The 26,045-nt window shown below is 66.0% G+C and carries 27 protein-coding genes; 13 read left to right on the top strand and 14 right to left on the bottom strand.

Annotated features, from left to right (window positions below; all coding sequences use genetic code 11):
• The 3 genes from D7T59_RS07680 to D7T59_RS07690 all read left to right on the top strand — a co-directional run bounded on the left by D7T59_RS07680 (position 1) and on the right by D7T59_RS07690 (position 3,457).
• Positions 1-288, top strand: coding sequence for a colicin immunity domain-containing protein (locus tag D7T59_RS07680; RefSeq protein ID WP_180852557.1), 288 nt, complete (start codon positions 1-3; stop codon positions 286-288).
• 285 nt (positions 289-573) lie between these two features.
• Positions 574-2,892, top strand: a complete 2,319-nt coding sequence (locus D7T59_RS07685; RefSeq protein WP_180852558.1) for a TonB-dependent receptor — start codon at positions 574-576, stop codon at positions 2,890-2,892.
• Between the two features lie 178 nt (positions 2,893-3,070).
• Positions 3,071-3,457, top strand: a complete 387-nt coding sequence (locus D7T59_RS07690) for a hypothetical protein (RefSeq protein WP_164138428.1) — start codon at positions 3,071-3,073, stop codon at positions 3,455-3,457.
• A gap of 257 nt (positions 3,458-3,714) precedes the next feature.
• On the opposite strand, the gene D7T59_RS07695 is transcribed toward D7T59_RS07690, so the two are convergent.
• The 3 genes from D7T59_RS07695 to D7T59_RS07705 form a co-directional block, all read right to left on the bottom strand.
• Positions 3,715-5,214: a YifB family Mg chelatase-like AAA ATPase gene (locus tag D7T59_RS07695; protein WP_180852559.1), complete on the bottom strand. Its 1,500-nt coding sequence runs from the start codon at positions 5,212-5,214 to the stop codon at positions 3,715-3,717.
• A 642-nt stretch (positions 5,215-5,856) separates the two neighbouring features.
• Positions 5,857-6,387 carry a cold-shock protein gene (locus D7T59_RS07700; RefSeq protein ID WP_164138424.1) on the bottom strand — a complete coding sequence of 177 codons (531 nt, stop codon included), beginning with the start codon at positions 6,385-6,387 and terminating at the stop codon, positions 5,857-5,859.
• Positions 6,388-6,432: 45 nt separating this feature from the next.
• Complete coding sequence (locus D7T59_RS07705) at positions 6,433-6,789, bottom strand: hypothetical protein (protein WP_180852560.1); 357 nt, start codon at positions 6,787-6,789, stop codon at positions 6,433-6,435.
• A gap of 643 nt (positions 6,790-7,432) precedes the next feature.
• On the opposite strand from D7T59_RS07705, the gene D7T59_RS07710 reads away from it, so the two are divergent.
• From D7T59_RS07710 to D7T59_RS07720, 3 genes are all read left to right on the top strand, one after another.
• Positions 7,433-8,035 carry a DUF998 domain-containing protein gene (locus tag D7T59_RS07710; protein WP_180852561.1) on the top strand — a complete coding sequence of 201 codons (603 nt, stop codon included), beginning with the start codon at positions 7,433-7,435 and terminating at the stop codon, positions 8,033-8,035.
• Between the two features lie 213 nt (positions 8,036-8,248).
• The gene (locus D7T59_RS07715; protein WP_180852562.1) at positions 8,249-8,578 is read left to right on the top strand and encodes a hypothetical protein; all 330 of its coding nucleotides are present in this window, start codon (positions 8,249-8,251) and stop codon (positions 8,576-8,578) included.
• Positions 8,579-8,925: 347 nt separating this feature from the next.
• Positions 8,926-9,267: a CPCC family cysteine-rich protein gene (locus D7T59_RS07720; protein ID WP_180852563.1), complete on the top strand. Its 342-nt coding sequence runs from the start codon at positions 8,926-8,928 to the stop codon at positions 9,265-9,267.
• A gap of 587 nt (positions 9,268-9,854) precedes the next feature.
• On the opposite strand, the gene arr is transcribed toward D7T59_RS07720, so the two are convergent.
• Together arr and ubiK are read right to left on the bottom strand one after the other, a co-directional pair.
• Entirely contained in the window at positions 9,855-10,289 is a 435-nt protein-coding gene (gene arr / locus D7T59_RS07725) for an NAD(+)--rifampin ADP-ribosyltransferase (RefSeq protein ID WP_180852564.1), read from the bottom strand.
• A 126-nt stretch (positions 10,290-10,415) separates the two neighbouring features.
• Positions 10,416-10,667, bottom strand: coding sequence for a ubiquinone biosynthesis accessory factor UbiK (gene ubiK, locus D7T59_RS07730; protein WP_180852565.1), 252 nt, complete (start codon positions 10,665-10,667; stop codon positions 10,416-10,418).
• 155 nt (positions 10,668-10,822) lie between these two features.
• Here ubiK and D7T59_RS07735 point away from each other — a divergent pair, with 155 nt between their 5' ends.
• Complete coding sequence (locus D7T59_RS07735; RefSeq protein ID WP_005411374.1) at positions 10,823-11,161, top strand: P-II family nitrogen regulator; 339 nt, start codon at positions 10,823-10,825, stop codon at positions 11,159-11,161.
• A 184-nt stretch (positions 11,162-11,345) separates the two neighbouring features.
• Here D7T59_RS07735 and D7T59_RS07740 read toward each other — a convergent pair whose 3' ends face one another.
• The gene (locus tag D7T59_RS07740) at positions 11,346-11,993 is read right to left on the bottom strand and encodes a hypothetical protein (RefSeq protein ID WP_258013117.1); all 648 of its coding nucleotides are present in this window, start codon (positions 11,991-11,993) and stop codon (positions 11,346-11,348) included.
• A gap of 118 nt (positions 11,994-12,111) precedes the next feature.
• Positions 12,112-12,771, bottom strand: a complete 660-nt coding sequence (locus D7T59_RS07745; protein ID WP_180852566.1) for an RIO1 family regulatory kinase/ATPase domain-containing protein — start codon at positions 12,769-12,771, stop codon at positions 12,112-12,114.
• A gap of 436 nt (positions 12,772-13,207) precedes the next feature.
• On the opposite strand from D7T59_RS07745, the gene D7T59_RS07750 reads away from it, so the two are divergent.
• Positions 13,208-14,113, top strand: coding sequence for an aspartyl/asparaginyl beta-hydroxylase domain-containing protein (locus tag D7T59_RS07750; protein ID WP_024957655.1), 906 nt, complete (start codon positions 13,208-13,210; stop codon positions 14,111-14,113).
• 160 nt (positions 14,114-14,273) lie between these two features.
• On the opposite strand, the gene speE is transcribed toward D7T59_RS07750, so the two are convergent.
• Positions 14,274-15,128, bottom strand: coding sequence for a polyamine aminopropyltransferase (gene speE, locus D7T59_RS07755; RefSeq protein ID WP_049400802.1), 855 nt, complete (start codon positions 15,126-15,128; stop codon positions 14,274-14,276).
• Positions 15,129-15,319: 191 nt separating this feature from the next.
• Here speE and speA point away from each other — a divergent pair, with 191 nt between their 5' ends.
• On the top strand, positions 15,320-17,209 hold the full coding sequence (gene speA, locus D7T59_RS07760; protein WP_012512349.1) for an arginine decarboxylase: 1,890 nt from the start codon (positions 15,320-15,322) through the stop codon (positions 17,207-17,209).
• 43 nt (positions 17,210-17,252) lie between these two features.
• Positions 17,253-17,573: a DUF6122 family protein gene (locus D7T59_RS07765; RefSeq protein WP_180852567.1), complete on the top strand. Its 321-nt coding sequence runs from the start codon at positions 17,253-17,255 to the stop codon at positions 17,571-17,573.
• 143 nt (positions 17,574-17,716) lie between these two features.
• On the opposite strand, the gene D7T59_RS07770 is transcribed toward D7T59_RS07765, so the two are convergent.
• Genes D7T59_RS07770 through D7T59_RS07780 form a run of 3 tightly spaced genes read right to left on the bottom strand, consistent with a single transcriptional unit; the run spans position 17,717 to position 19,982 of the window.
• Positions 17,717-19,036 (bottom strand): ATP-binding protein, encoded by a 1,320-nt coding sequence (locus D7T59_RS07770; protein ID WP_180852568.1) that lies wholly within the window; start codon positions 19,034-19,036, stop codon positions 17,717-17,719.
• The gene (locus tag D7T59_RS07775) at positions 19,033-19,692 is read right to left on the bottom strand and encodes a response regulator transcription factor (RefSeq protein ID WP_164138409.1); all 660 of its coding nucleotides are present in this window, start codon (positions 19,690-19,692) and stop codon (positions 19,033-19,035) included. Before D7T59_RS07775 ends, D7T59_RS07770 begins: the two co-directional genes overlap by 4 nt.
• Complete coding sequence (locus D7T59_RS07780) at positions 19,692-19,982, bottom strand: PepSY domain-containing protein (protein ID WP_106469373.1); 291 nt, start codon at positions 19,980-19,982, stop codon at positions 19,692-19,694. The genes D7T59_RS07775 and D7T59_RS07780 overlap by 1 nt, the downstream gene beginning before the upstream one ends.
• Positions 19,983-20,133: 151 nt before the next feature.
• Here D7T59_RS07780 and D7T59_RS07785 point away from each other — a divergent pair, with 151 nt between their 5' ends.
• A complete protein-coding gene (locus D7T59_RS07785) occupies positions 20,134-20,568 on the top strand; it encodes a PepSY domain-containing protein (protein WP_180852569.1) in 435 nt (144 codons plus the stop codon).
• Between the two features lie 127 nt (positions 20,569-20,695).
• Here D7T59_RS07785 and D7T59_RS07790 read toward each other — a convergent pair whose 3' ends face one another.
• From D7T59_RS07790 to D7T59_RS07800, 3 genes are all read right to left on the bottom strand, one after another.
• Positions 20,696-21,178 (bottom strand): hypothetical protein, encoded by a 483-nt coding sequence (locus tag D7T59_RS07790; RefSeq protein WP_043034272.1) that lies wholly within the window; start codon positions 21,176-21,178, stop codon positions 20,696-20,698.
• Between the two features lie 126 nt (positions 21,179-21,304).
• Entirely contained in the window at positions 21,305-22,513 is a 1,209-nt protein-coding gene (locus D7T59_RS07795) for an NAD(P)/FAD-dependent oxidoreductase (RefSeq protein ID WP_180852575.1), read from the bottom strand.
• Positions 22,514-22,526: 13 nt separating this feature from the next.
• Complete coding sequence (locus tag D7T59_RS07800) at positions 22,527-23,021, bottom strand: lipocalin family protein (RefSeq protein WP_180852570.1); 495 nt, start codon at positions 23,019-23,021, stop codon at positions 22,527-22,529.
• 184 nt (positions 23,022-23,205) lie between these two features.
• Here D7T59_RS07800 and D7T59_RS07805 point away from each other — a divergent pair, with 184 nt between their 5' ends.
• Together D7T59_RS07805 and D7T59_RS07810 are read left to right on the top strand one after the other, a co-directional pair.
• Complete coding sequence (locus tag D7T59_RS07805) at positions 23,206-23,454, top strand: hypothetical protein (RefSeq protein WP_005414723.1); 249 nt, start codon at positions 23,206-23,208, stop codon at positions 23,452-23,454.
• Positions 23,455-23,541: 87 nt separating this feature from the next.
• Positions 23,542-25,971, top strand: a complete 2,430-nt coding sequence (locus tag D7T59_RS07810; protein WP_180852571.1) for a DUF3772 domain-containing protein — start codon at positions 23,542-23,544, stop codon at positions 25,969-25,971.
• Positions 25,972-26,045 lie beyond the last annotated feature (74 nt).

A 26,045-nucleotide genomic window follows, 5' to 3' on the forward strand; every position in this document is an offset into this window, starting at 1 on the left:
ATGAGCTGGACGTTGATGATGTTTGCCCAGTCCTTTGCCAACGAGCGGATGTCGGCGCTGGTTTTCTCCGAGTCCTACATTGAGCTGTGGAAGATCGAGCGGGATCTTGACGTGCTGGCTTTGGATGACGCAGCGCTTTCAACGTGCCTGTCCAACATCTTCTGTGCTGCCGACATGTATTGCGGCGAAGAGATGGATCGCCATGCGTATGAGCTTGATGCCGCCCAGCTGCATGCTGCCGTTGTGGCTTTGGTCGATGAGTGGAAGCAGTCCACGACTGCTCGCTAGCCTGGCTTGGATCTATACCTGCGTATAGCCCATACATCCCCATCGCCATCGGCGCTGTACCACGGCGCGATGGCGAATGCGGCAAACCGATGCAAGACTTTCGCACGTCGAAATCACGCCATCGAATCCCACGGCAGATGATCGTCCTCGTCTGCCACTGACCGGCGCGCACCGCGCGGTCATCCCCTCAACGCAATCGCATCGCCAGCCAGGGCGCCGACACCGGCGCTGCAACGCGCTGGGCGTGTGCCTGCGCCGCTCTCTCCCTGCACCCTGGATCTGCCCATGAACACCCCACCCACGACGCGCCTCGCCCTGGCCATCATCACGGCCATCACCGCACCTGCGTACGCCGCCGAGACTCACGACGCAGCACATGACACCCCCACCACCCTGAACGCCCTGCAGGTCATCGCCACGCCGCGCGGTGCGGCCGTTGCACCCACCCAGGTGGTCGGTCCCAACCGCTACGTCATCAAGGCCGAAGACCTCGACGCGATGGTCACCGGCAACAACGGCCTGGCCATGCTCAAGCAGGTGCCGGGCGCCAGCTACACCGCCACCGATGGGCTGGGCCTGGACATCTCCGCCACCAGCCTGTTCGTGCGCGGCTTCCGCATGAACGAAATGGGCATCACCTTCGAAGGCGTGCCGCTGAACGACAACGGCTTCCTCTCGCTCACCGGCACCAGCGTGGTGAACGTGGGCGTGCCCGATGGCATCGGCGCGATCACGGTCAGCCCCGGTGGCGCACCGGTCAGCGTGTTCTCCAGCAGCGTCAACGGCGGCAGTCTGGAATACCGCCTGCGCGAGCTGCAGGACACACCCAGCCTGCGGGTGAAGCAGGGCGTGGGCAGCAACAGCACGCTGGTCACCACCGTGTCCGGGCAGAGCGGCCAGCTGGGTGAGCACGGCCCGAAGGTGCTGGTCGACCTGCAGCGCGTGTCTGCCGACAAGTACCAGGGCGAGGGCACCCAGAACTTCCTGCGCGGCGACCTGAAGCTGCAGCAGGACGTGGCCTGGGGTGACTTTACCGTGTTCCTGTCCGACAGCAAGGCCAAGGTCTGGGGTTACAACAACATCTCCTTCGACATGATCCGCAAGCTGGGCTGGAAGGCCGACATCTTCTATCCGGACTACGCCTGGGTCTGGTACGTGGCTTCACCGGAGAACGCAGATAAATCCTGCGGCGCCTATACCTGTGGCGAGCTGTCCGAACTGATTCCGTACGACACCGGCCAGATCACCCGCGACCGCGTGTCCTCGATCAACCACCGCTTCCAGATCAGCCCGGCGCTGAGTGGCAACGTGCAGCTGTACAACGCCAACAGCCACACCCAGGCCACGCTGACCGACCCGACCGTACCGTCACCCAACGGCGCACCGTTCTCCGAACAGGTGCAGACGCCGCGCGTGAATCGCCTGGGCGGCATGCTCAACCTGCAGTTCGAGACCGGCGCGCACACCTTCACCGCCGGCTTCTGGCAGGAGAAGAGCAAGGCCGCGGCCAAGACCGAGTGGTACCAGCAGCCGCTGCTGGGCGAGGGCCCACCGCTGAAGGCCACGGGTCCGTTCGATGTGTACGGCCCCGCGTTCCAGACCGACAATGCATCGAGCTGGGCGACCCGCTCGCGCCAGTTCTATCTGCAGGACGACATCGTGTTGAACGACACGCTGAAGCTGGGTGTCGGCTTCAAGGCCGTGGACTTCCGCACCAGCGGTGGCGGCCTGGGTGATGCCAAGGACCGGCCGGTAAACGGCACGCTGCGCGCGAAGAGCAACTTCCTGCCGCACGTCTCGCTGTTCTGGAGCCCGACCGAATCCACCGATGCGTTCATCGACCTGGCCAATACCATGAACGGCTACCGCGTGGCCCAGCGCGGCAACATCGGCTACACCGCCTCGGCGTGGACCATCACCGACCAGGACGAGTTCGACCGCGTGGCCGGCACGCTGCGCCCGGAGAAGAACTGGAACCTGACCGTCGGCGCATCGCATCGTTTCGACAGGCTGACGATCACCGGCGACGTGTTCTACAACGACATCCGCAACCGCCTGCTGTCGGCCGCCATCGGTACCCAGTTCGCGCAGATCAACACCGTGCGGCTGATGCCGAAGATGCACGTGATCGGCGCCGACCTTGGCATCACCGCCGACCTGACCGACCACCTGCAGTTCTACCAGGGCGTGGCCGTGGCCCGTTCGTACTACGACAGCGATTTCGTGGTGGGTGACACGGTGTACCCGATCAAGGGCAACGCGCAGCCGGGCTACCCGCAGATCTCGCTGGTCAGCGACCTGTCCGCCCACTTCGGTGACTGGCGCTTCGGTGCCACCAGCACTTCCTACCTGCGCCAGCCGTTCACCTACGAGAACGACATCCGCGTGCCGACCTTCTGGCAGGTCAACACCTATGCGGCCTACCGCTTCGGTGCGGACAGCGCCATGCCCGGCCTGGAGCTGCGGCTGGACGTGAGCAACCTGTTCAACCGCCACAACATCGGCACCGCCACCATCGCAGGCTCGTCGTTCTCGGGGGATTACCAGACCCTGCAGCGCAGCGCGCCCCGGCAATTGATGTTCAGTACCTCGATGGCGTTCTGAGGCAAGTAGTGGCGGGGTCAGAGCCCTTTGCTGCGCAAAGGGATCCGACCCCGCAGCCATCCCGTGATCGGGGTCAGATCCCTTTGCGCAGCAAAGGGCTCTGACCCCCAAAACCCGCCTACAAACCTGCCTTGCGCAATCAACAGGGATTTTCTGGCGGCGACGCAAGGTTCCCACAATGTTGCTGGGTCATCCTGTAGGCATGGCTCAGTACAACCCGCGATCACCGTTGTTCGACATCCGGGGCCCAGGATGGCCCCGGCAGGCGCCGTCCGTGACGCCTGTGATCGACCTGCAGGCCGAGTACCAGTTCTGGCACGTGTACGAGCGCGTGGTCCGTCCGTTGCCCGGCGGGGGGCTGCGGCTGGCCTGGCTGGTGTGCCAGAAGGTGTACCGGGACCGGTGGCAGCACCCGCACGACAGCGACGAGGCGGCGTTGTCGCGGGTGCTGTTTGGCGGGAACATGACGGCTGACCGGGCGTCGGAGCTGGCGGAGCTGCACGCGCTGGTCAGCCGTCGGGTGGCGTTGCTGGCGAGACGTGGGCGGGTGGATTCCGCGGCGTGATGCGCGGGGATGACCCTGGCGTCGCCCGGCGGCCATGACCTGCTCTGGCATTGACCCATCCGCTGCCGTGACCTGCTCTGGCATTGACCCATCCGCTGCCGTGACCTGCTCTGGCATTGACCTATCCGCTGCCGTGACCTGCTCTTGGTAGAGTCGACTGTTAGTCGACTGCTCTACTCATCGGCTCCGCAGAAATCCGCGCTTCGCGCGAGTCGACTAACAGTCGACTCTACCAACGTCCTCTCCAGCTGGTGCTGCTAAGGCTTTCCCCGGTCCAGCTGCCGATAGCCAATCGCCTCAGCCAGATGCGCCGTCTGGATCACCTCGCAACCGGCCAGATCCGCAATCGTGCGCGCCACCCGCAGAATCCGGTGCATCGCCCGCGCAGAAAGCTGCAGGCGCTCAATCGCCTGCTCCAGCAGATCCTGATCGGCCTCGCTCAGTTTCGTGCAGGCACGCAGCGCCGCTGGTGGCAGATGTGCATTCAGCCCGCCACGCGCCTGCTGCCGGGCGTGGGCGGCTTCCACCCGTGCACGTACCGCAGCACTGGGCTCACCCAGCGGCGTGCTTTCTCGCAGCTCCACCGCGTCCATCCGCGTTACGCCGATATGCAGGTCGATGCGGTCCAGCAACGGGCCGGACACCCGCGCGCGATAGCGGTTGATACGTTCGTCACTGCACAGGCAGCGGTTGCTGCGGTCACCGGCCCAGCCACACGGGCAGGGATTCATCGCCGCCACCAGCTGGAAGCGCGCCGGATACTGCACGCTGCGCGCCGCGCGGGCGATGCGGATGTGGCCGGATTCCAGCGGCTCGCGCAGGGTCTCCAACGCACTTCGATTCCACTCCGGGAGCTCGTCCAGGAACAGCACGCCATGATGGGCCAGCGAGATTTCGCCGGGGCAGGGCGGATTGCCGCCACCCACCAGCGCCGCCGCGCTCGCACTGTGGTGCGGTGCCCGGAAGGGACGCTGCCGCCAGCGGCGCGGGTCCAGCCCCTCACCGCTCACGGAGGCAATCGCGGCCAGCTGCAACGCCTCGGCTTCCTCGGTATCCGGCAGCAGGCTGGGCAGGCGCGAAGCCAATAGCGTCTTGCCGCAGCCAGGGCTACCGATCAGCAATAGATGGTGCCCACCCGCTGCGGCGACCTCCAATGCACGCCGTGCATGCGCCTGCCCGCGCACGTCGGCCAGATCCGGCAGTGGCAATGGCGTTGTGTCCACACGCTCTACTGGCGGCAGCAGGCGTGGGTTCCCCAACCCAGCGCAGCACTCCAGCAACGTTCGCGCTACCCGCACATCAGCGTGCTCGGCCAACGCAGCCTCGGCGGCATTGCCCGGCGGCACCACCAGGATGCGCCCGGCGTCGGCCGCCGCAATCGCCGCCGGCAGCGCGCCGGCCACCGGGCGCAGTTCACCGGTCAGGCCAAGCTCGCCCAGGAACTCGTACTGCAGCAGCGACTGCGGATCGACCTGGCCGCTGGCCGCCAGAATGCCCAGTGCGATCGCCAGGTCGTAACGCCCACCTTCTTTGGGCAGGTCGGCGGGCGCGAGGTTCAGGGTGATGCGCCGCTGCGGGAAGTCGAAGCGCGCGCAGAGCAGGGCGGCACGCACGCGCTCGCGGGACTCGCGCACGCTGGCTTCGGCCAAGCCCACGATCTGGGTGACAGGTAGGCCGCCAGAAAGATGCACTTCCACCCGCACCAGCGGGGCATCGACCCCGGCGCGGGCACGGCTGTGGACCAGCGCCAGGCTCATGTGTGGTTTCCTGCAGAAAGACGCTTGATGGTGCGGCAGGTAATCTGCGTGGGACTATCGGGAATTGCCGGCAATGCGTCTCGGGGTATTTCTGCCTGCAAAGGGTGCAGCATTCGGATCAAGGGCAGATGATCTGTGCAGCGCGGCTCTTCGATGGCGGTCTCGGAGGTCTTGCGTCAGACAAGGCGTACAACAGGGCGGTAAAGGAAAGGAGCGAGCTGAAATGCAGAGCATTCGAGTACTGATGGCCCTCTCGCTCGCCATGGGCCTGCCGGGCTGCGGGGACGAGGTGGAGAGTTCAACCTATCCCGTTGGTCAGACAGGGGAGACGTGCACAGCCTACAAGGGCTTCGACCGCCAGCCTCCTGAAGTAGTTGTGGCCGAGCTTGCCAAGCGAGGGATGGATGGTCGCCGGTTGGTTCATAGGACAGTCTGCGGCTCGATCACCAGCTGGGACATTCTTCCTGCAGGTGCGTCGATCAATCGGATACCTCCGCCAGATGCATATGTAAACGTCCGCATGCGGCAGGATGGCTCGGTTTCCGTCAGCACAGACCATCCATGATGTTGGCGTCGCCCCTGATGATCGAGCATCGGGTTGCCCCTTGCGGTGCAGACGCAGCGCCCACCATAGGCGTCAGCCTACGAAGGCACTTCAGCGCGGACATGGTTGGTGGGATTGGCCTGGCGGTGGCCTGGGGCCCCAAGCAGACACCGCTGCTCTTCAGGCACCAGCCCAGTGAAGCGCCCAAACCGCGCCTCAACCCACGAAGGTCCCGCACTTTCCAGCAACAACCGACCCTGACTCTGGTGCAGATCCAGCCACCGCTCGAAGCTGATGCGCAGCCGTTCGATATCCGGCGCACGCCACACGGCATCGGCAGGCATGCGGATCAGCACGCGCGAGGGCGCGTTCTCCACGTCCATCACCAGAACGCCCTTGCACCGGATCTCGAAGGACGTCGCCCCGACATGGCGCGCGTGCAGTTCAAAGCCCTCGTGCGCCTTCGCAGTGACGAAGCCCAGCGCATCACTGTGCAGCAGGCGGTAATCGGCCGGCCGCAGCTTCTGGTAGGCCCACACCTGATCGCCCGCGGGCTCGGGCCACGCCATCCACACCGTGCCGATCACCATGACGCACGCCGCCATAGCGGCAAGGCCGTGCTTCTTCATTCGTCACCCCGCACACAGGTGGAAAACTCCGCGCCATAAGCGCGCTCAGTCCTTGGGTCGCATCCGCTCGTGGATGAAGGCGGTCAGTGCCAGATCGGCCATCACCAGCCCCTCCATCACCCGGTCGCCCACGTACTGCTCGGGCTCGCCGTTCTGGCGCGTGCGCTCGGCCGCCAGCAGGATCTCCTGCACGATGCGTTGGCCGGTGAGTGCGCAGTCGGCGTCGGACAACTGCATCTGCCGGCTGCGCAGGTGATGCCGCTCGGGCCAGGGCTGGCCATCGGCCGCAGCGCCCGCGCCGATGGCGTGCAGGATGGCGATGAGGCTGTTGGGGTCCGGGGCCGGAGCGGCCGAGGGCGCTTCCTGGATCGGGCGCGGGGGCGGGGAGTGCGGCGTGGTCATGGCGGGCTCCGTGCATGCAGGCGGACGCCGCCACCGATAAAGGTGGCGGGCAGAGCGTGGCTCGAAAACCGGATGTTGGGAACCGGCGGGTACAAGACCCCCACGCCCCGCCCGCCATAGCCGGCAGACGGATTGCCAGCCGGCACCACGCGCGGTGGTGCCGGCTGGCAAGCGCAAACTACTTCCCAACAAAACGGGCTTTCGAGTCCCGACCACCGATGCACGGTGGCGCAGTAACGATTACCTGCTGTTGTTCGGAATGCCAACGGGTAGGGGTCAATGCCGCCAAAACCCGAGACGCTTTTGGCATTGTCGCACAGCGTGGAAAGGGGCGAGAGCATTGGCGTGCTAGGCGGAACGGCACTTCTGGAACGGAGTCGTCAGAACCTTCCGCAAGAGACGCAGGGAACGGCAAATGCGACAACATCGGGCCGACGGCAATGTGTGATCGCTCGTGTAACCGAACCGCTGCGACACCCGCTGGATGGTTTAAATGACTTCTTGCCTATTGAACCTACCGAGTGCCGCGCGCAATCTGACTACTGCTGTAGTCACTCAAGATCGTCCTGCCCGCAGTAGGAAGGTTCTGCAGCGTTCGACTGGATTCCACCCACTGGCGCAGGCCAAACAAGGACCACCCTACGTGTCACGCCGCAGCCGACTGCTTCTCTGCGCGGGTCTGGTCCCGCTTCCGTGGTTCCTGTTCTGGACCAGCGTTGCCGCCGTGTTCGCGCCGGGCTACAACCCGCTTGCACAGCACGCCAGCGAGCTGCTGCAGGCGCCAACGATCGCAAGCGTTTGCGGCAGGGCTGCCGCCATCGGCTCCGGCGTGGGCTTCGTGGCGTTCTCCATCGGGGTATGGCGGGAGTCCGGTCGCCGGATTGCCGTAGGCGCGATCTGCTGGATGATCTTTGGCGTCTCCATGCTGACCAACGGGCTCTGGCCCATGGGCCATCCGATGCACGGCTTCTACACCATTGGTATCGCAAACATCATTGCACCGGCGATGTCGCACATCGAATTGAGCGCGTGGTCGGCCAACCGAAGGGCGTACGCCGTGACCGCGTTGGTGAGCATCGCGAGCATCGTCTATCTCTGGTTGAACGTGGTGGGCGCGGACCCGGAAGGTTACCGGGGGCTGACCCAGCGGTTGTTCTCGTCGATCAACTCGCTGTGGCCATTCCTGGTGGCGCTGTATCTGTTGCGCAGGGATTCAAGTCCACTGAAGGCGCGGCCGGTGCATTGATGGGGGCGTACGACAGGAGGAGGCGGGTCCAGCCAGGAACTTCTCGATTCTCCGGCCCCAGCCCAAGGTTATCTTCTCGGGGCTCATGCTGCGGTTCTCACTGTTCAGGCCGTGGGCGCTCACCACGGGTGGCAAGAGGGGAATGGTCGCGCGCGCCTTCTGCTATAAGTAGCGCAATCGCGCCCTGAGGGCCTTCGGGAAGATTGTGGACTCATGGAGTTGTACTGGCGCTTGTTCACCAATTGCACATCGCAACAGGCCGCTCTCAAGGTGGCGGCGCGAACTTTTGAACAAGCTGGTCTTGGCGTCAGCAATCTCCACGTCGAGCCATATCACAAGGGCGGCTTCATGGTCAGTACCCGCTCCAGTCATGCAGCTCAGTCGTGGCCTGAATTTGTGGTTCTTGCCCTGGCTTCGGCTCAATCCACCGGCCGCGGATGGCTCTTGACTGGCTCAATTGCAGAAGAGCTGGATGCTTGGTCCAGTCATTCCCTGGTTTCCGGTGTTTCGTCTATCCATATTCAAGCGGAAAGGCAGGAATGACGAATCGCCGGAGCAGACGCCTGGTTCCGACATGGAGCTGCTCCAGAGCCCAAGGTCGCTAACCGGCAATCACCTTGCTGTAGCGTGGCAAGGGTCGAGCTTGAGAATCGCGCATCGCGTATCCAGCCGGCCTTATGGAACTCAGACTCGCGCGCGCGGTGTTCCGCGATAAGGAAGGCTCTTGCGATTGATGTCCGCTCCTGGCTGAGAGAAAACGAGCCGGCGCCAGGCAACGCGACCAGGAATGCTAGAGTCCGCTCTCGATCCGAAGCGGACGTTCGTCCCCTTCAACTCTACGCGACACCTGCTGGTCCAATGGTTCGTCCACCCAAGGTTCTTGGTTCTCAATGATCGATCTGCCTTGTCCATCGTGTGGCTTCCTGACCCTGGAAGACTTCTACGGGTCCTATGCGATATGTCCGCTCTGTAACTGGGAGGATGACGGAGTACAACTTGCCAACCCCACATCCGCCGGCGGAGCCAACGGCGAGTCTCTGGCGCAAGCGCAGCAGAATGCTCTTTCCAGTTTCCCTCCTGGTGTCGAGGTCGCAAGCGGCTTTCGCCGAGGATCCAGCTGGCACCCTTTGTCCAGCACGGAGATCGGGCACTACGAAGCTTTAAGGGGCGTCAATCACTGGCACAGCAAGGGTGTCTTGCACGAGAGGGAGGCTTACTGGCGGGGCTCCTGATCCCATGCGTGGGTCCGGCCATGCGCCGGCTTGATGGCTGAACTTGGCCGCCCTAGGATCGCGCTGTATCAGGGGAGCCGCCCAGACATGTGGGGATGCAGGATGAACGCTTGTGTGAGACTGGTCTTGTTCACGAGCATGGCGCTATGCCTTCTGGCTTGCACCAATCCCGGTGGCACCGCCAGCAATGTGATCGCAGGGAGCAGAAGCGGAAGCTACGGCCCCGAGTCCGCCGCGCAGATGGAAGCCAGGGCCCGCTCTGGCGACGGGCACGCTCAAGGGTTGGTCGAGAATCACTATCGCGAGATAGGCAATGCAGCGCTGTACAGGCAGTGGATGGAGGAAGGAGTTTCGAGAGGAGACCCCGCAGCGATGCAGCGCCTCGCTTCCCATCTCATCTCGTTGGGCGGGACCGAGAATTGCCACCGGGCTGAAGTAATGCTGGTGCGTGCGCGCACGCTTGTGACGGACGGCGATGCGTCGTTCCTTGGAGCCCTCGACTCCACGATGCGGCGGCTTAAGGGCGAGCTACCGGGTAGCTCACCCTGCAAATGAGGGCTACGTGGCCGTGCCGATCTTCCACTTCTTCAGTTGATGATCTCGCCGCTACCGGACGCAACAAACGCCTTCAACTGCCGAACGAACTCCGCGTCGTAGAGCTCCCACTCCAGAATCTCATCAATCACCCGCAACGGCTGCGCACTCCGATACGACCGCGTCGGGTTCCCCGGAAACTTCTTGTTGGTCACGTTCGGGTCGTCCTCGAACGGCCCGGTCGGCGCCACCACATACACGCGCGGCCGCCCCTCACCGCGGGCCATCTCCGCAGCCAACCCGGCGCCCTTGGCAATCGTGGTGAAGTAGATGTGGTTCATCACCACACTATCGCGATAGTTGGAGCGAAAGCCCGCGCTCAGCAGCTCACCCACCGCGAGGTCAGCGCGGGTGCCGTGGTAGAACGGCCCGGCAACCTGGCCGCAGGTGTCATGCGAAACGGGTGTCCATTCGGTGTCCTGCGCCATCGGCACTGCCCCTGCGTGTCCTGCCGGATCGACAGGCCGGCGAGTCTAGGGCGCCCGGTGGGCCTTGCTGCAAGGCCCCATCCGGGAAATACTCTGTAAACGGGAGGCGCGGTGCGCCTGCTTTTTTCATTCTGTGGCGCCGCGCCCTTCCAGCTCGCGCACGGCGGTTTCCAGTGCGTCCAGCTTCTGGCGGGTCTTCAACAACACCGCGCGCTGCACTTCGAACTCCTCGCGGGTGACCAGGTCGAGCTTGGCCAGGCCCGCCTGCAACGCGCTCTTGAAGGTGGCCTGCAGTTCCTCGCGCGATTCGCGCAGGCCCGGCGGAACCAGGTCGCTGAGGCGACGGGCGAGGTCATCGATTTGGTTCAGGTCGATCATGGGGTGCTCCGTGGGGTAGGGCCCGTGCATCCGGCGCGGGCAGGCCGATCGGGCACAAGGATACTGCTGGCACCCACTGCCCGGACAGGCCGCAGCGGCTTCGCACGGGCCGCGTTCAGGCGCTATCCTCCACGCCGGAAGACAGGAGATAGACGATGAAGATGGTCATGGCGGTGATCAAGCCGTTCAAGCTCGATGACGTGCGCGAAGCGCTGGCCGAGCGTGGGGTTACCGGGATCACGGTGACGGAGGTGAAGGGCTTTGGTCGCCAGAAGGGCCATACCGAGCTGTACCGCGGTGCGGAGTATGTGGTCGATTTCCTGCCGAAGGTGAAGCTGGAAGTGGCGGTGACCGATGACCAGGTTGAGGCCGTGGTTGAGGCGATCGTGAAGGCCGCCGGCACCGGCAAGATTGGTGACGGCAAGGTGTTCGTGTACGACCTGGGCAGCGTGGTGCGTATCCGTACCGGTGAGCTGGACGCGGACGCGTTGTAGCCCGTTTGGCGGGATGTTGTAGAGCCGAGCCGATGCTCGGCTGCATTTCGCGCGATGCAGGAACAGCAGCCGAGCGTGGGCTCGGCTCTACAATGAGCGGTAAAGCGGTCGAGCAAGCTCGACTCTACGACCGGAATCGGGCGGCGCGAACACCCGTGTTCGACGAAGTGCCCTCCCAGTGTGATCAGCCCGGCGGAATGAGGGGGGACGACCGCCACTCCGGCAGACCGAGCGCACGGCGGGTGCGCGTCACGGTGGCGGCGATCTCTGCCTCGAAGCCGCCATCACGTTGCAGCAGCGGCATGAGTTCGGCACAGCGTTGCTTCAGCACATCGACCCATGGCGCTGGGTGGGTCTCCGTAGCGGCCAGTGCCAAGTGCCTGCGACCCTCGTCGTAAGCGCCCGCCAGCCCGGCAGTGATGCCCGCATGTATGTGTTCGCGGATGCCCGGTTTGGGGTGATGACTCATCAATGTACGCACGTGCCCCGGGGTGGGAAAGCGGTCACGCAGGGCCAGTACCTCGGCGGCGGCCTGCGTGGCCAGTACCTGTGCGGCCGAGGCAAACTCGGTGGTTTCGGTGAAGCGTTCGAATCCGGCGACGCGGCCGCCCACGTCGAAGGACAGGTAGTCCTTTTCTTCCCAGAGCCAGCAGGCGCCGACATTGAGGTAGCTGCCCCTGTCCCATGCCGAAGGCTGGAATTCGACCACCCCGACCCACCAGCCCTGGTCGTCAAGCCAGGTGCGCGAACGGCCCTTTTGCACGCAGCCCAAGGGGCGCAGTATGGATCTTGCGGCTGAAGTCAGCAGGCGGGTGTGTTCAGGTGTCGGCATCCCCAGCGTCCTTGCGAGTGGCGTGCCGACGAGTATCGCAGAGCAAATCGGGCGTGTGACCCCGGGCAAATGCAGGGGCAAACGGCAGTCGCGCAAGCAATGCAGGGGCGAACAGCGCTTAACGGCGCTTCGCCCACTTGTAGAACTGCTTCCAGCCCTGCCGCACGGCAGCAACCCAGCCCGGGTCGGCCACCAGTGCGGCCTGTGCGGCACTCGGCGCCTGGCCGGTTACGCGCTGGCGGATCTTCAGCAGGTTCTTCATGTCGCTGCGGCGCATCTGCCGGCTCAGCGGGCCGCGGCGCAGCCAGCGGGGTACGCGCCATGCGGAGGTGAAGTCCAGCAGCACCGGCACGCCGCCACTGACCACCACGTTGGTGCCATGCAGGTCGTTGTGGGTGATGCCGGCGGCATGCAGGCGGCTGAGCGCGTGCTGCAGCTGCTCGAACACGTCGTTGCCAACGGCCTGCGCGGTGCTGAGGGTCTGGCCGGGAATGAACTCCATGCCCAGCGCCAGGCCGCCCAGGGTGCCGAGCAGTGCGGGGGCATGCTTCCAGCCGCCGAGGCGCTGCAGCATGCGGGCTTCACGGCGCACCATCAGCCGTGCAATCAGCGAAACGGGGGTGCCGCGGTAGCGGGAGTAATCCTTGATGACCGCCTCGCGCCCGTCCAGGCAGGTGCGGTAGACGTCGGGGGCCAGGAAACGCTCGCCGCGCTTGAGCAGCAGCGGGGAGGCGGCGTCATTGCCGCAGGAGGAGGGGGGGAGAGCAGGAAGATACATGTCGGGGTCTCGGACGACCCGGTGGGTGGCGCAAAGCGTCAAGCGAACCGGTGCTACAGGGAGTTACTAAGTTTTCGTTAATTTTAGTACTCGCCAGTTCGCTATTCCACGATTTGTCGGAGAAATGTCGGGGCCGTGGCTGGAACAGTTCGTCACGCAGAATCGGACAATTCCGTCTCACTTATGAGGCTCGCCCTGCTGGATCAAGGAGTTGGGCGCGCTTCCGGCCCATTCATCGGCGCCGCGCTGAACGCCACGCACGTCCGGCTTGACCCCGGCGCACGCCCTGCCGACCATAAGCTGTTAACCCGCGACATCGGCGGCCGCCCCCCTCCGGCACGTCCCCGTCCCCTGCCGCGTTCCCAACCGGTGCTGGCCGCCAGGCCGTGCATCGCCCCGTTTCCCGTTCCGGCTGCGGCTGGAGGAAAGTGCTTTGATCATCAAAATTGTCATTGCAGCGCTGTTCGTGGCCTGCGTGCTGTACATCCACTTCCGTGGCAAGGTGCGCGCGCGCTGGTCGCGCCAGCTGCTGGACCACTCCAGTTTCATGGCCCCGATCAACGTGGTCATGTACATGTTCTCGAAGGTGCCGACCACCCCGTTCCTGGACCCGGCCAAGGAGTTCCCGCAGCTGGAGCCGCTGCGCCAGAACTGGCAGATGATCCGCGACGAGGCGCTGGCGCTGCGCGATGCACAGAAGATCGCTGCCTCCAGCACGTTCAACGATGCCGGCTTCAATTCGTTCTTCCGCCGTGGCTGGAAGCGCTTCTACCTGAAGTGGTACGGCCCGTCGCACCCGTCGGCGAAGGCGATGTGCCCGAAGACCACGGCGCTGTTGGAATCGCTGCCGGACGTGCGTGCGGCGATGTTCGCGCAGCTGCCGTCGGGCAGTGAACTGCGCCCGCACCGCGACCCGTTCGCCGGTTCGCTGCGCCTGCACCTGGGCCTGGCCACGCCCAACAACGACGGCTGCTACATCGAAGTGGACGGCATCAAGAAGAGCTGGCGCGACGGCGAGTGGATGATGTTCGACGAGACCTACATCCACCACGCGCACAACGAGACGCCGGATGATCGCGTGATCCTGTTCTGCGACATCGCCCGCCCGCTGCGCTTCGGCTTGCCGGGCCTGTTCAACCGCGCGGTGGCGGCCACGCTGCTGGCCGGTGGTGCCTCGCCGAACCTGCCGGGTGACCCGACCGGTGGCGTCAACAAGGCCTTTGGCAGCGTCTACAAGGTGCGCCTGAAGGCCAAGGCGCTGCGCGAGCGCAGCGTGGTGGCCTACCAGCTGATCAAGTGGGGCCTGGTGGTGGCGGTGATCGCCGGTATCTGGGCGCTTTGATCGTTACATGCGGTTGCCGGCCAGCGGCCGGCACTACCGGAACATGAAAAAACCCGTGCTGTCGCCAGCGCGGGTTTTTCTTTTGCATGGATGGGTGCCGACCGTTGGCCGGCACGCCTCAACCCCGGTAGGTGCCAACCTTGGTTGGCACGCTTTCCGATCAGCCCTTCAGCGCCGCCTGCACGAACGGCGGGGTCACCAGCACGCCGGTGTGCAGCGCGGCGGTGTAGTACAGGGTGTTGAAGGTCTTGGCGGCCGAGTCGGCCTGGCGGAAGTCGAAGCTGCTGTCGCCCTTGCGCGCCATGGTCACGCTCCACCAGCCGGTGGGGTAGCACGGCTGCGGGAACGGCAGGGTCTTGAACGAACCGAAGCCGGCCTTGCCCATCTCGGTGCGCATTTCGTTGATCAGGTCCAGCTGCATCAGCGGCGATTCGGACTGCTGCACCAGGATGCCGTCGTCCTTCAGGGCCTTGAAGCAGCTCTCGTAGAAGGCCTTGTTGAACAGGCCTTCGCCGGGGCCGACCGGGTCGGTCGAATCGACGATCACCACGTCCACGCTGCCCGCCGGGCAGTTGGCCATGTAGGCCACGCCGTCGTCGAACAGCAGCTCGGCGCGGGCATCGTCGTTGGAGTCGCACAGTTCCGGGAAGTGCTTGCGCGCCATCACGGTGACCTGCTCGTCGATATCGCACTGGGTCACGCTCTCCACGCCGGTGTGCTTGAGCACTTCGCGCAGGGTGCCGCAGTCGCCGCCACCGATGATCACCACGCGCTTGGGCGCGGCGTGGGTGAACAGCACCGGGTGGCTGATCATCTCGTGGTAGAAGAAGTTGTCCTTGCTGGTCAGCATGATGGCCCCGTCGATGGTCATCAGGTTGCCCCAGTCGGTGGTCTGGAAGATCTCGATCTTCTGGAACGGCGACTGCACCTCGTCCAGCTTGCCGGTGATGCGGTAGCCGATGGCCGAGCCGGTGCGCTCGAAGTGTTCGATGTACCAGTTATTGCTGTCAGTCATTGGAAAACAGTCCTGTTCGGAGGGGTGGAGCCGGGCTGGCGGGCGGGGCCGCGTGGCACAGATGCCACATCCGGACGGATCGGCCCGTTCAGGTTGGAACCTGTCACGGGCGCGGGCGCGCATGATAACGAACCTGTGGGCATATAGGCGTTATCATGCCCCCCCTTTTATTGCCAACAAGGCCGACTGAAATGACCGATTGGTCCCTCGACCAAGCCCGCAAGACCTACTCGATCCCGCATTGGGCGGACGGTTACTTCGACGTGGATCAGGCCGGGCACATGGTGGTGAGACCGACCGGGGCGGACGGCCCGGTGGTGTCGCTGCCCAAGGTGGTGGACGCGGCCCGTGCGGCCGGCGCCAAGCTGCCGCTGCTGGTGCGCTTCCCGGACATCCTCGGCCAGCGCCTAGGCAAGCTGCAGGCGGCCTTCGGCCAGGCCCAGCAGGACTGGGAATACAGTGGCGGCTACACCGCCGTATACCCGATCAAGGTCAACCAGACCCGCGGCGTGGCCGGCACCCTGGCCAGCCACCACGGCGAGGGCTTCGGCCTGGAAGCGGGCAGCAAGCCAGAGCTGATGGCCGTGCTGGCGCTGTCGCGCCCGGGTGGCCTGATCGTCTGCAACGGCTACAAGGACCGCGAGTACATCCGCCTGGCCCTGATCGGCCGCAAGCTGGGCCTGCAGACCTTCATCGTCATCGAGAAGCCGTCCGAGCTGAAGCTGGTGCTGGAAGAGTCCAAGGCGCTGGACGTGAAGCCGGGCCTGGGCGTGCGCATGCGCCTGGCCTCGCTGGGCGCCGGCAAGTGGCAGAACAGCGGTGGCGACAAGGCCAAGTTCGGCCTGTCCCCGCGCCAGCTGCTGGACCTGTGGAAGTCGCTGCGTGACACCGAGTACGCCGACTGCCTGAACCTGCTGCACTTCCACATGGGTTCGCAGATCTCCAACGTGCGCGACATCGCCAACGGCATGCGCGAAGCCACCCGCTACTTCGTGGAGCTGTCGCGCCTGGGCGCGAAGATCACCCACGTCGACGTGGGCGGTGGCCTGGGCGTGGATTACGAAGGCACCCGTTCGCGCAGCTTCTGCTCGATCAACTACGGCCTGCACTCCTATGCCAGCAACATCGTGCAGCCGCTGGCCAATGCCTGCGAAGAATTCGGCCTGACCCCGCCGCGCATCGTCACCGAGTGCGGCCGCGCGATGACTGCGCACCACGCGGTGCTGATCGCCAACGTGTCGGAAGTGGAAGAGGCGCAGGAAGGCCGCGTGCCGGACCAGCACGACGACGAGCCGGCGGCGATCCGCCACCTGCGCGAGATCCACGACGAGCTGGACGTGCGCCCGGCGGTGGAGCTGTTCCAGGAAGCGCAGCATTTCCACGCCGAAGGCCTGGCCAGCTACGCGCTGGGCCAGATTGACCTGCCGCAGCGTGCGCGCATCGACGATCTGTTCTACGCCATCGCCCACGGCGTGCGTGCGCGCCTGAGCTACGACGAGAAGAGCCATCGCCCGGTGCTGGACGAACTGAACGAGCGCCTGGTCGACAAGTACTTCGTCAACTTCAGCGTGTTCGAATCGATCCCGGACGTGTGGGCGATCGACCAGGTGTTCCCGATCGTGCCGATCGAGCGCCTGGACGAAACCCCGGACCGTCGCGGCATCATCGCCGACATGACCTGCGACTCGGACGGCATGGTGGAAACCTATGTCGAGAACGAGAGCCTGGACAGCTCGCTGCCGCTGCACAAGATGAAGCCGGGCGAGAGCTACCGCATCGGCTTCTTCATGGTGGGCGCCTACCAGGAAATCCTGGGCGACATCCACAACCTGTTCGGCGATACCGACGCGGTGGAAGTGCTGGCTGACGCCGATGGCTATGCCATCACCCAGCAGCGCCGTGGCGATACCACCGACGTGATGCTGGACTACGTGGGTTACCGCCTGGACGAACTGCGTGCGACCTATGCGCAGCGTGTGGCCGAGGCACAGCTGTCGCCGGAACGCGCGCAGGAGCTGTCCGAAGCGCTGGAAGCCGGCCTGACCGGCTACACCTACCTGTCCGACGAACCGTTGGTGTGAGGCCAACGGGAACGCCGGGCATGGCCCGGCGCTACCGGTCCCGATGAGCGCACGCGCGATCTTCCATCTGTTCCTGCATGCCGCCGTGCCAGCCCTGCTGGCATGGCTGTTCTGGCGCAAGCGCTTCGCCTCGGCGTGGTTGCTGCTGCTGCTGGGTTGGATCATCGATCTGGACCACCTGCTGGCCGATCCGATCTACGCGCCGAACCGTTGCAGCATCGGTTTCCATCCGCTGCACACCGCACCGGCGATTGCGGTCTATGCGGGGTTGTGCGTGCCGAAGAAAACGCGGTTGTTCGGCATCGGTTTGATCATCCACATCGTGCTGGACGCGATTGACTGCTGGTGGATGCATCACCGCTGATGCGGAACTGGAATGACCGGCGAAGGCGGGTAGAGTCGACTGTTAGTCGACTGCTCTTGGCTGCGGTGCCGGGAAATCCCGCGCTGCGCGCGAAAGTCGACTGACAGTCGACTCTACCGGCCTGGCGTTCCAGCGTTGACGAGTCACCCCGCTGGCAACCACACCGTCGCCCGCAACCCTGGCTGCGCATTCTCCAACGCCAACCGCCCGCCGTAGCTGGCGGCGATATCGCCCACGATCGCCAGGCCCAGCCCGCTGCTGCCTTCGCGCTCATCCAGCCGCACGCCACGCTGCACCACCTGCGCCAGCGCCTCTGCCGCAAGACCGGGGCCGTCGTCACGCACGTCGATGCGCAGCTGCCCTTCGTGGATGTCAGCGCCGACGCTGACCTGCTGCCGTGCCCATCGCCCCGCGTTGTCCAACAGGTTGCCCAGCATCTCTTCCAGATCCGCACTGGCACCGGCGAACTGCAGCGCCGGATCGATGCCTTCCGCCGTGAACGCAATGCCGCGCTCGCCATGCACGCGTGCCATCAACCGGCACAGCGCCTGTGCGACAGTCGCCACGTCGGTGCGTTGGCGATGGTCGGCGGCCAGTCCGGCAGCCAAGTAACGGTCGACGCTGGCCTGCATGCGCGCACTTTGTTCGCGCACAGTGCCACGCCAATGCGCACCTTCGCCGTCGGCCTCGGTAGCCAGCACGCTCAGCGGAGTCTTCAGCGCATGCGCCAGATCCTGTGCGCTGGTGCGTGCCCGCGCGACCATGCGCTGCTGGTGCTCCAGCAGTGCGTTGAGTTCTTCACCCAGCGGCGCGACCTCCGCGCCCAATCCGCGCGTCTCGATGTGCTGCGCATCACCGCGCCGCACCCGTTCCAGCTGCGCACCGAGGCGATGCAGCGGACGCAGGCCGAAGTGCACCTGGCTGGCCAGCACCGCCAGCCACGCTGCGACCAGCACGCCCAGGGCGATGGCGGTGCGCTGCCGGAATGCGGCGACATCGGCATCCAGCGCGCTGCGGTCGGTGGCGACCACGGCCACGAACGATTCACTGGCGCGCGGCAGGCGCACCTGCTGCACGCGTGCGCGCAGCGATTGCTGCAGGGGGCCGGTCAGGTTGCGGGTGGCCGCTCCAGTGGCCGTAGCCGGCAGCGTTTCATCCCACAACGAGCGTGACTGCAGCAGCACGCGGCCATCGGCACCGGCGATCTGCCAGTACGCACCGGAGAACACCCGCTGGAAGCGGGCGTCATTGGGTTCCTGGCGCAGGCGCAGCTGTCCTTCCGGGTCCACTTCGGCCTGCGCCAGCAGGGTCAGCATGTCCTGCTGCAGCTCGTGGTCCAGCCGATCACGCGCGCTGCGCTTGAACAGTTCGCCCAGCAGCGCACTGGCCAGCAACGAGACCAGCAGCAGGCCAGCGCCGCCGGCCAGCAGCAGGCGCCGCCGCAGCGAGGGCTGCCGCGTCACGGCGCCGCCAGCCGCCAACCCTGGCCGCGCACGGTCTGGATCAGCTCGGTGCCGAGCTTGCGGCGCACACGCCCCAGCAGCACATCCAGCGCGTTGGAGTCGGGATCCAACCCGCCCTCGAACACCTGTTCACCCAGCCGGTCGCGGCCGATCACCTGGCCGCTGTGATGGATGAAGTAGCTGAGCAGGCGGAACTCCTGCGGGCTCAGCGACAGCGCCTGCCCATCCAGCTCGAAGCGGCCTGCATTGACGTCCAGCTGCAGCGGGCCGCAGTGCAGGCGCGGGCTGGCGTGGCCATGGCTGCGGCGGATCAGGGCGCGCAGGCGCAGCACCAGTTCGTCGGCCTGGAACGGTTTGGTCAGGTAGTCGTCGGCACCGGCATCGAACCCGGCCAGCTTGTCGTGCCAGCGCCCGCGCGCGGTCAGCACCAGCACCGGGAAGCTGCGGCCATTGCCGCGCCAGCGCTCGATCACGCTCAGTCCGTCCAGCCCGGGCAGGCCGAGGTCGACGATGGCCGCCTGCAGCTCTTCGATCTGGCCGATCTCCTCGGCCTCGCGCCCGTCGGCAACCTGGTGCACCACGTAGCCGGCCTGCTCCAGCAGGGGCACCAGGCGCTGCGCCAGCGCGGCGTCGTCTTCGGCCAACAGGATGCGCATCAGTCGTCGAGCTCCGTCTTCAGCAGCTTTCCGCTGCGCGCATCATAGTCCAGCTCCACCACCACGCCGTCACCGCGCAGGATCTCCACTTCGTAGACGCCGTCGTCCAGCTCCACTTCCAGCAGCTGCCCCGGGTAACGCTTGAGTGCATCACGCACCACGCTTTCCAGCGGCACGTAACGGCCCTGCTGCACAGCACGACGCGCCACCTGCTGCGCCGGATCCTGCACGGGCGCGGCGGCGGTCGGGGCGCTGGCCAGGGCCAGCAGCAGGGGCAGGGTGGAGAGCATCGGGGTGCAGGGCGGGCTGTAGGAACAGGCGTGAGTGTGGCGGGGGTGACTAACAACGGGCTAACAGCTTCGGCTAAGGCGCTGTTAACCGGAGCATGCATCGTGGCGTTGCCGGGATGGTCCGGCCACGAACACGAACAGGAGAACCCCCATGTTGAAGTCGCTCACCCTCGCCACCGTTGCCCTGCTGGCCATCGCGCCGGCCGCACAGGCCGCGCCGCTGGGCATGGCCCAGGTTGAACAGACCCTGCGCAAGGCCGGCTACACCCAGATCCACGAGATCGAACGCGATGATGGCCTGTGGGAGGCCGACGTGAGCCGCGCCGATGGCCGCTTCAGCGAGGTCTACGTTGACCCGAAGACCGGCGAGATCTTCGACGAGCACAGCAGCCGCACGCTGTTGACCACCGAGCAGGTGCTGGCACGGGCACAGGCGCATGGGCTGCGCGACATCCATTCGCTGGAACGCGATGGTGCGACCTGGTCGCTGGAAGCGCGCAATGCCCGCAACCAGAAGGTGGACGTGCGCCTGAGCGGTTATGACGGCCGCATCCTGCACAGCGAGCGCGATGGCTGGCTGGATTGACCTGATGGTAGTGCCGGCCGCTGGCCGGCAACCCATGATCGTTTCCAACCCCGCGAGTCGCCGGCCAGCGGCCGGCGCTACCGTGCGACTACCAGCCGAGCAAGGGCTCGGCTCAACAGGAGCTGGCTTACCAGCCGAACGGCGGCGGGTAGTCCCAGTAGCCCGGCCCGCGTCCGTAATAGCCGCCATACGGGCCGAAGAAGCCCGGGCCCTTGCCCTCGCTCACGTGGATGTTGACGTTGACCCCATGGGTCTTGCCCTCATCGGTGGTGTAGTTCTTGCTCAGGTTCAGCGTGGCGGCGTTGTAGTGGCTGTTGCCGCCGTTCTTGGAATAGCCGATGCCGGTGGTGAAGCTGCCGGACACCTTGACCTTGTCGTCGGTCACGTCGGCGATCTTCGCGTCGTCGTGCACGCGCGGACCGCTCTTGTCACCGTAGTACGTGCCCGGCGGATCCTGTTTCAGGCTCGCATCGTTGAGGTAGCGCATCGGCGCCTGCGGCAGCGTCAGGTCCAGGCCGGCGGCCTGCGGCGCGGTGGCGCCGGCGGCAGACTGGGCCAGTACGGTTCCCGGCAGGGCCAGGCACAGCAGCAGGGTCAGGGGGCGGATCATGACGGCGCTCCAGCGGACAGGTGGCCACGCAACACGCGGCGGTACAGGCCGACGCTAGCAGGGGCTGCTTGAATGATGCCTGTCGGCGCCGGATTGGGGTAGAGCCAGGCCATGCCTGGCTGCAGGTCACAACCGCCCGAACCCGAACAGCCCTTCCAGCGCATGCCTGCGCCGCTCGATCCGGGCCCGCAGCAGCTGCGCGCCGATCATCGAGTAGGTGATGCCGTTGCCGCCGTAGGCCATGGCGAAATGCACCCGCGGGCCCCACTGATCGTGCGGGCCGAAGAACGGCAGGCCGTCCGCCGTCTCGGCGAAGGTGCCGGCCCAGGAGAAGGCGGGTACCGGGTCCAGCCGCGGGAACCAGTGCTGCAGCTGTTTCATCAGCTGGTCGGCCTTGCGCTGCACGCGCCGGTCGCGCCGCGCCGGGATGTCGATGGCGTCGTCCAGCCCACCGACCAGCAGGCGCCGGTCGCCGGTGGCGCGCAGGTACAGGTACGGGCGGGCGCTCTCCCACACCATCGTGTTGCGCAGCCGGCCCAGTACGTCCGCATCGATGGGGTCGGTGATGAAGGCATAGCTGCTGCGGTTGCGCGCGACACGCTGGTCGAGCCAGCGCTGGTTGGCATAGCCCATGGCCAGCACGACATGGCGTGCGCGGACCGCGGCACCGGCTTCGGTACGGGCGGTCACCCCGCGCGCGGTGGCGTCGAGGCTGTGCAGCACCGCGCGGTCATGCACGTGGCCGCCGCGCCGGCGCACGCGCTGCAGCAGCGCATAGGTCAGCCGATACGGATCGACCCGGGCTGCCTGCCGGGTCAGCAGGGCGCCGCCGGCCTCAACCTCGAAACGTTCCTGCAGTTCCCCGGGGCCCAGCCAGCGGGCATCCAGGCCAATACTGCGACGGGCAACGCCCTCGGCCATCAGGCGCGGCGCGTCGCGATGGCGGCTGGCCAGGTACAGGCTGTCCATCCGCTGGAAATCCAGGTCCTTCAGACCGCGCGCCACCTCGGCCAGTGCCGGGATTGCCTCTGCACAGGCGAGGTAGGCCGACGCCGCCGCGTCCTGGCCGTAGCGCTCGGTCAGTTCCAGCAGATGGGTATCGATCTCGTACTGCAGCAGCGCGGTGCTGGCGGCGGTGCTGCCCCAGCCGATGTCGCGCTGCTCGATGACCGCCACCTCGTGGCCGTGGGCGGACAGTTCGTCGGCGATCAGTGCACCGGTGATGCCACCGCCGACCACCAGCACGTCGCAGCGCAGGTCCCTTTCCAGCGGTGGGAAGGCGTGGATCAGGCCGTTGCGCACCGCCCACCACGGATAGCCACTCTTCAGGTCCATGGGCATGCGCGGTTCAGGCCGTGGGGCGACCGGTGTGCGGGGTCTGGATCAGTTCGGACAGATCGAAGCCCTGCAGGCGAGCGGTCGCCAGATAATGGTCCTGCACGGTGGCGTCCAGACGCGGCTCGCGCGCCAGCAGCCACAGGTACTTGCGGTCCGGGCTGCCGACCAGCGACACGCTGTAGTCCGGGGCGATCTGGATCACCCAGTAGTCGCCCTTGGCAAACGGCAGCCAGCGCAGGCCCTTGGGCAGGAAGCTGACCTCCAGGCGCGCGCTGTCGTTGTCCACGGCGCAGGCCTCGCCGTTGGCCTCCTCGACCTCGCCGTCCATGCGGCAACGGTTGGTGACGCCGACGTTGCCGCTGTCTAGCAGGGCGTAGTGCGCCGACACGTCGGTGCAGCCTTCCGGTTCGTGGCGCATCGGCAGGCGCGCGATCTCGTACCAGGTGCCCAGGTAGCGGGGCAGCTTGAGGTCGGCGACGGTCTTCAGCGGCGGGTGGTCGGTCATCGGCGGTCGTGGCAGGGGGGGGAGCCTCCACGATGCCGATGGCCTTGCCATGGGCGGGTGAAGCCGGGGCGATGGCCGTGTCCAGAACGTTCCGTCGCTGCTGCGGCGTGCCCGTTGTCACCGGTGCGGCGGTATGCTGCCGCCAGCGCCGTGTTTTCCTGATCCAACCGAGGTGGAGGTGCCGATGTACCAGGTGATCCTGTTGAAGAGTGAATCCGCGTTCGCGCGCGAGCAGTGGCCGCAGGTTGATGACCTGGTCGACTACGAGGGCGTCAGCTACAGCCTGCGTGCCGGCCCGCGCCAGCCGCTGCCGACCGACCACGACTGGCACCCGGTGGCGGTGTATGCGCCCGATGAGATCACCGAGGAAGAGTTCCAGGACTGGTACGCGCTGCAGCAGCCAGCCGTGGAAGAGCTGCGGCTGAAGTACTGACACTCGACGCTGCCGGGGCTGCCCACCCGCCCTTTATCGGCGGTGCCGTATAGTCGCGCGCAGGCGCGGTGGTCCGCGCGAAACGGTGTGGCTGGCGTGTCTTCTTTCCTGCGATCGATCCGTGCACGGGGGCCCTGGCTGGTCCTGCTGCTGTGCACTGCCTTCCTGCTGTCCGCACCGGTGCTGGCACAGGATGAGGACCCCACGCCGAAGCAGCAGCTGGCGGATATCGATGCGAAGCTGAAGGAAGTCGACCGCAAGCGTGGTGATGCCTCGGCCATCGAAACACTGGCCATGCTGTCCGAGGATGCTTCGAAGGCACGGCGTGACGCCGAGGCGCTGGAGAAGGCGCTGCAGCCGCAGCTGGACCGCCTCGACGAACAGCTGGCGCAGCTGGGCACTCCTGCCGAAGGCGCCACAGAGCCGCCGGAACTGGCAGCGCAACGGCGCACCCTCAACAAGCAGCGCGACGGACTGGCCGCATCGGTGGCCCAGGCCAAGACCAGTGCGGTGCGTGCGCAGCAGCTGGCGACCGACATCGACCAGCAACGCGCCGCGCAACGCACCGAAGAGCTGGGGCAGAAGGTGGCCTCGCCGCTGTCGCCTGCGCTGTGGAGCAAGGTGGCCGAGCGTCTGCCGATCGATATCACACGCGTTGTGCCATTGGCCGGGCAGGGGCGTGACGCGCTGATCGCCGGCATCCGCACCAATGGCTGGGGCACGCCCTTGCTGGGCCTGGTGGCCGCGCTGGTGATGATGTTCCCGCTGCGGTTGTGGCTGCGCCGCCTGGGGCGGCAGTTCGCCGCATCCGAGCGTGCGCCCGATGGCCGCCTGCGCCGTTCCGGCCTGGCCATGTGGCTGCTGCTGGTGGGTACGCTGCTGCCCGGCTATGCCGTAGTGGTGCTGATGGCAGCGCTGGATGCCGTTGATGCGATCGCGCCGCGCCTGCAGGTGGTGGCTGACGGGTTGGAAACCGCGACCTTCCGCGCTGCCTTCATCGCTGCGCTCAGCGCCTGCCTGCTGGTGCCCAAGCGCCCGTCATGGCGACTGTTGAACCTGGACGACACCGCTGCACTCAAGTTGCGCAAGTACGCCTGGGGCGCGGCCGCACTGGCCTGGCTGAGCACGGTGCTGGTCGCCCTCGACCAGGCCACGCGCACCAGCGATGTCACCACGGTGGCGCTGGATGGCCTGATTGCCCTGACCTACCTCGGCCTGATCATGGCCATGCTGGTGACGCTGGCGCGACTGCACCGCCGGCAGACCGCCGATGCTGAAGCCAAGCTGGAAGCGCAGGCCGACGGGCAGGGCCCGAGTACGCCGGTGCGCCGCAGCAGCTGGCTGGTGCTGGCGCGCGTGGCAGGCAACATCGCGGTGGTGGCAGCGATCATCGCCACGCTGCTGGGCTATCTGAACTTCGCCAAATTCGTGAACCAGCAGCTGATCGGCGGCAGCATCGTGGTGCTGGCGGCGACCCTGCTGTTCAAGTTCGTCGATGACCTGAGCACCTGGATGCTCAACGCCGACAGCAAGGTTGGCCAGACCATCCTGCTCAGCACCGGCCTGAGCGTGTCGCGGCTGGAGCAGGCCGGCGTGCTGTTGTCGGCAGCGCTGCGCACCATCGTCGTGCTGATCGCGCTGCTGGCCCTGGTGGCGCCGTTCGGCAACATCGGCGCAGTGGTGGAGCGGTTCTCGTCGCTGTTCACTTCCGGATTCGATATCGGCGGAACCAAGCTGGAGCCGGTGCGCATCGTGCTGGCCGTGCTGGTGCTGCTGGCCGGCCTGGCGGTCACCCAGCTGGTGCAGCGCTGGCTGACCGACACCTACCTGCCCAAGACCGAACTGGACCTGGGCGCACGCAATTCAGTCAGTACGGTTGCCCGCTACGTCGGCATCATCATCGCGGTGATCTGGGCGCTGAGCGCGATGGGCCTGCAGCTGAGCAAGCTGGCATTGCTGGTCAGCGCGCTGTCGGTCGGTATTGGTTTCGGCCTGCAGGTGATCACCCAGAACTTTGTTTCTGGCCTGATCCTGCTGGCCGAGCGTCCGGTGAAGATCGGCGACTGGGTGAAGCTGGGCGACCAGGAAGGCGACATCCGCCGCATCAGCCTGCGCTCGACCGAGATCCAGGTGGGCGACAAGTCGACGCTGATCGTGCCCAACTCCGAGCTGGTCACCAAGACCGTGCGCAACATGACGATGGGCAACAACCAGGGGCGCATCCAGATCCAGTTCGCGGTGCCGCCCAGCACCGATGTCGGCAATCTGCGCCAGGCACTGCTGGATGCGTACACCGCGCACACCAACGTGCTGAAGCAGCCGGCACCGACGGTCTACATCGACAGCATTGCCGGTGGCCAGATCACCATCAACAGCTTTGCGTACGTGGCCAGCCCGCGGCAGGTGTACGCCACCCGCAGCGATCTGTACTTCAGCCTGCTGCAGATCCTGGCGGAGCGGAACATTCCGCTGTCGACCCCGACCGACATCCACATCACCCGCGATCCGCAGGAGTAGGGAGTGTTCTGCAGGGCTGCGCCCTGCACCCGCTACAGGCCGGAGCAACGGCAACGGCAACAGCGTGCATTCCG

It is taken from the genome of Stenotrophomonas maltophilia, assembly GCF_013464915.1.
In the GTDB taxonomy this organism is placed as follows: Bacteria; Pseudomonadota; Gammaproteobacteria; order Xanthomonadales; family Xanthomonadaceae; genus Stenotrophomonas; species Stenotrophomonas maltophilia_AT.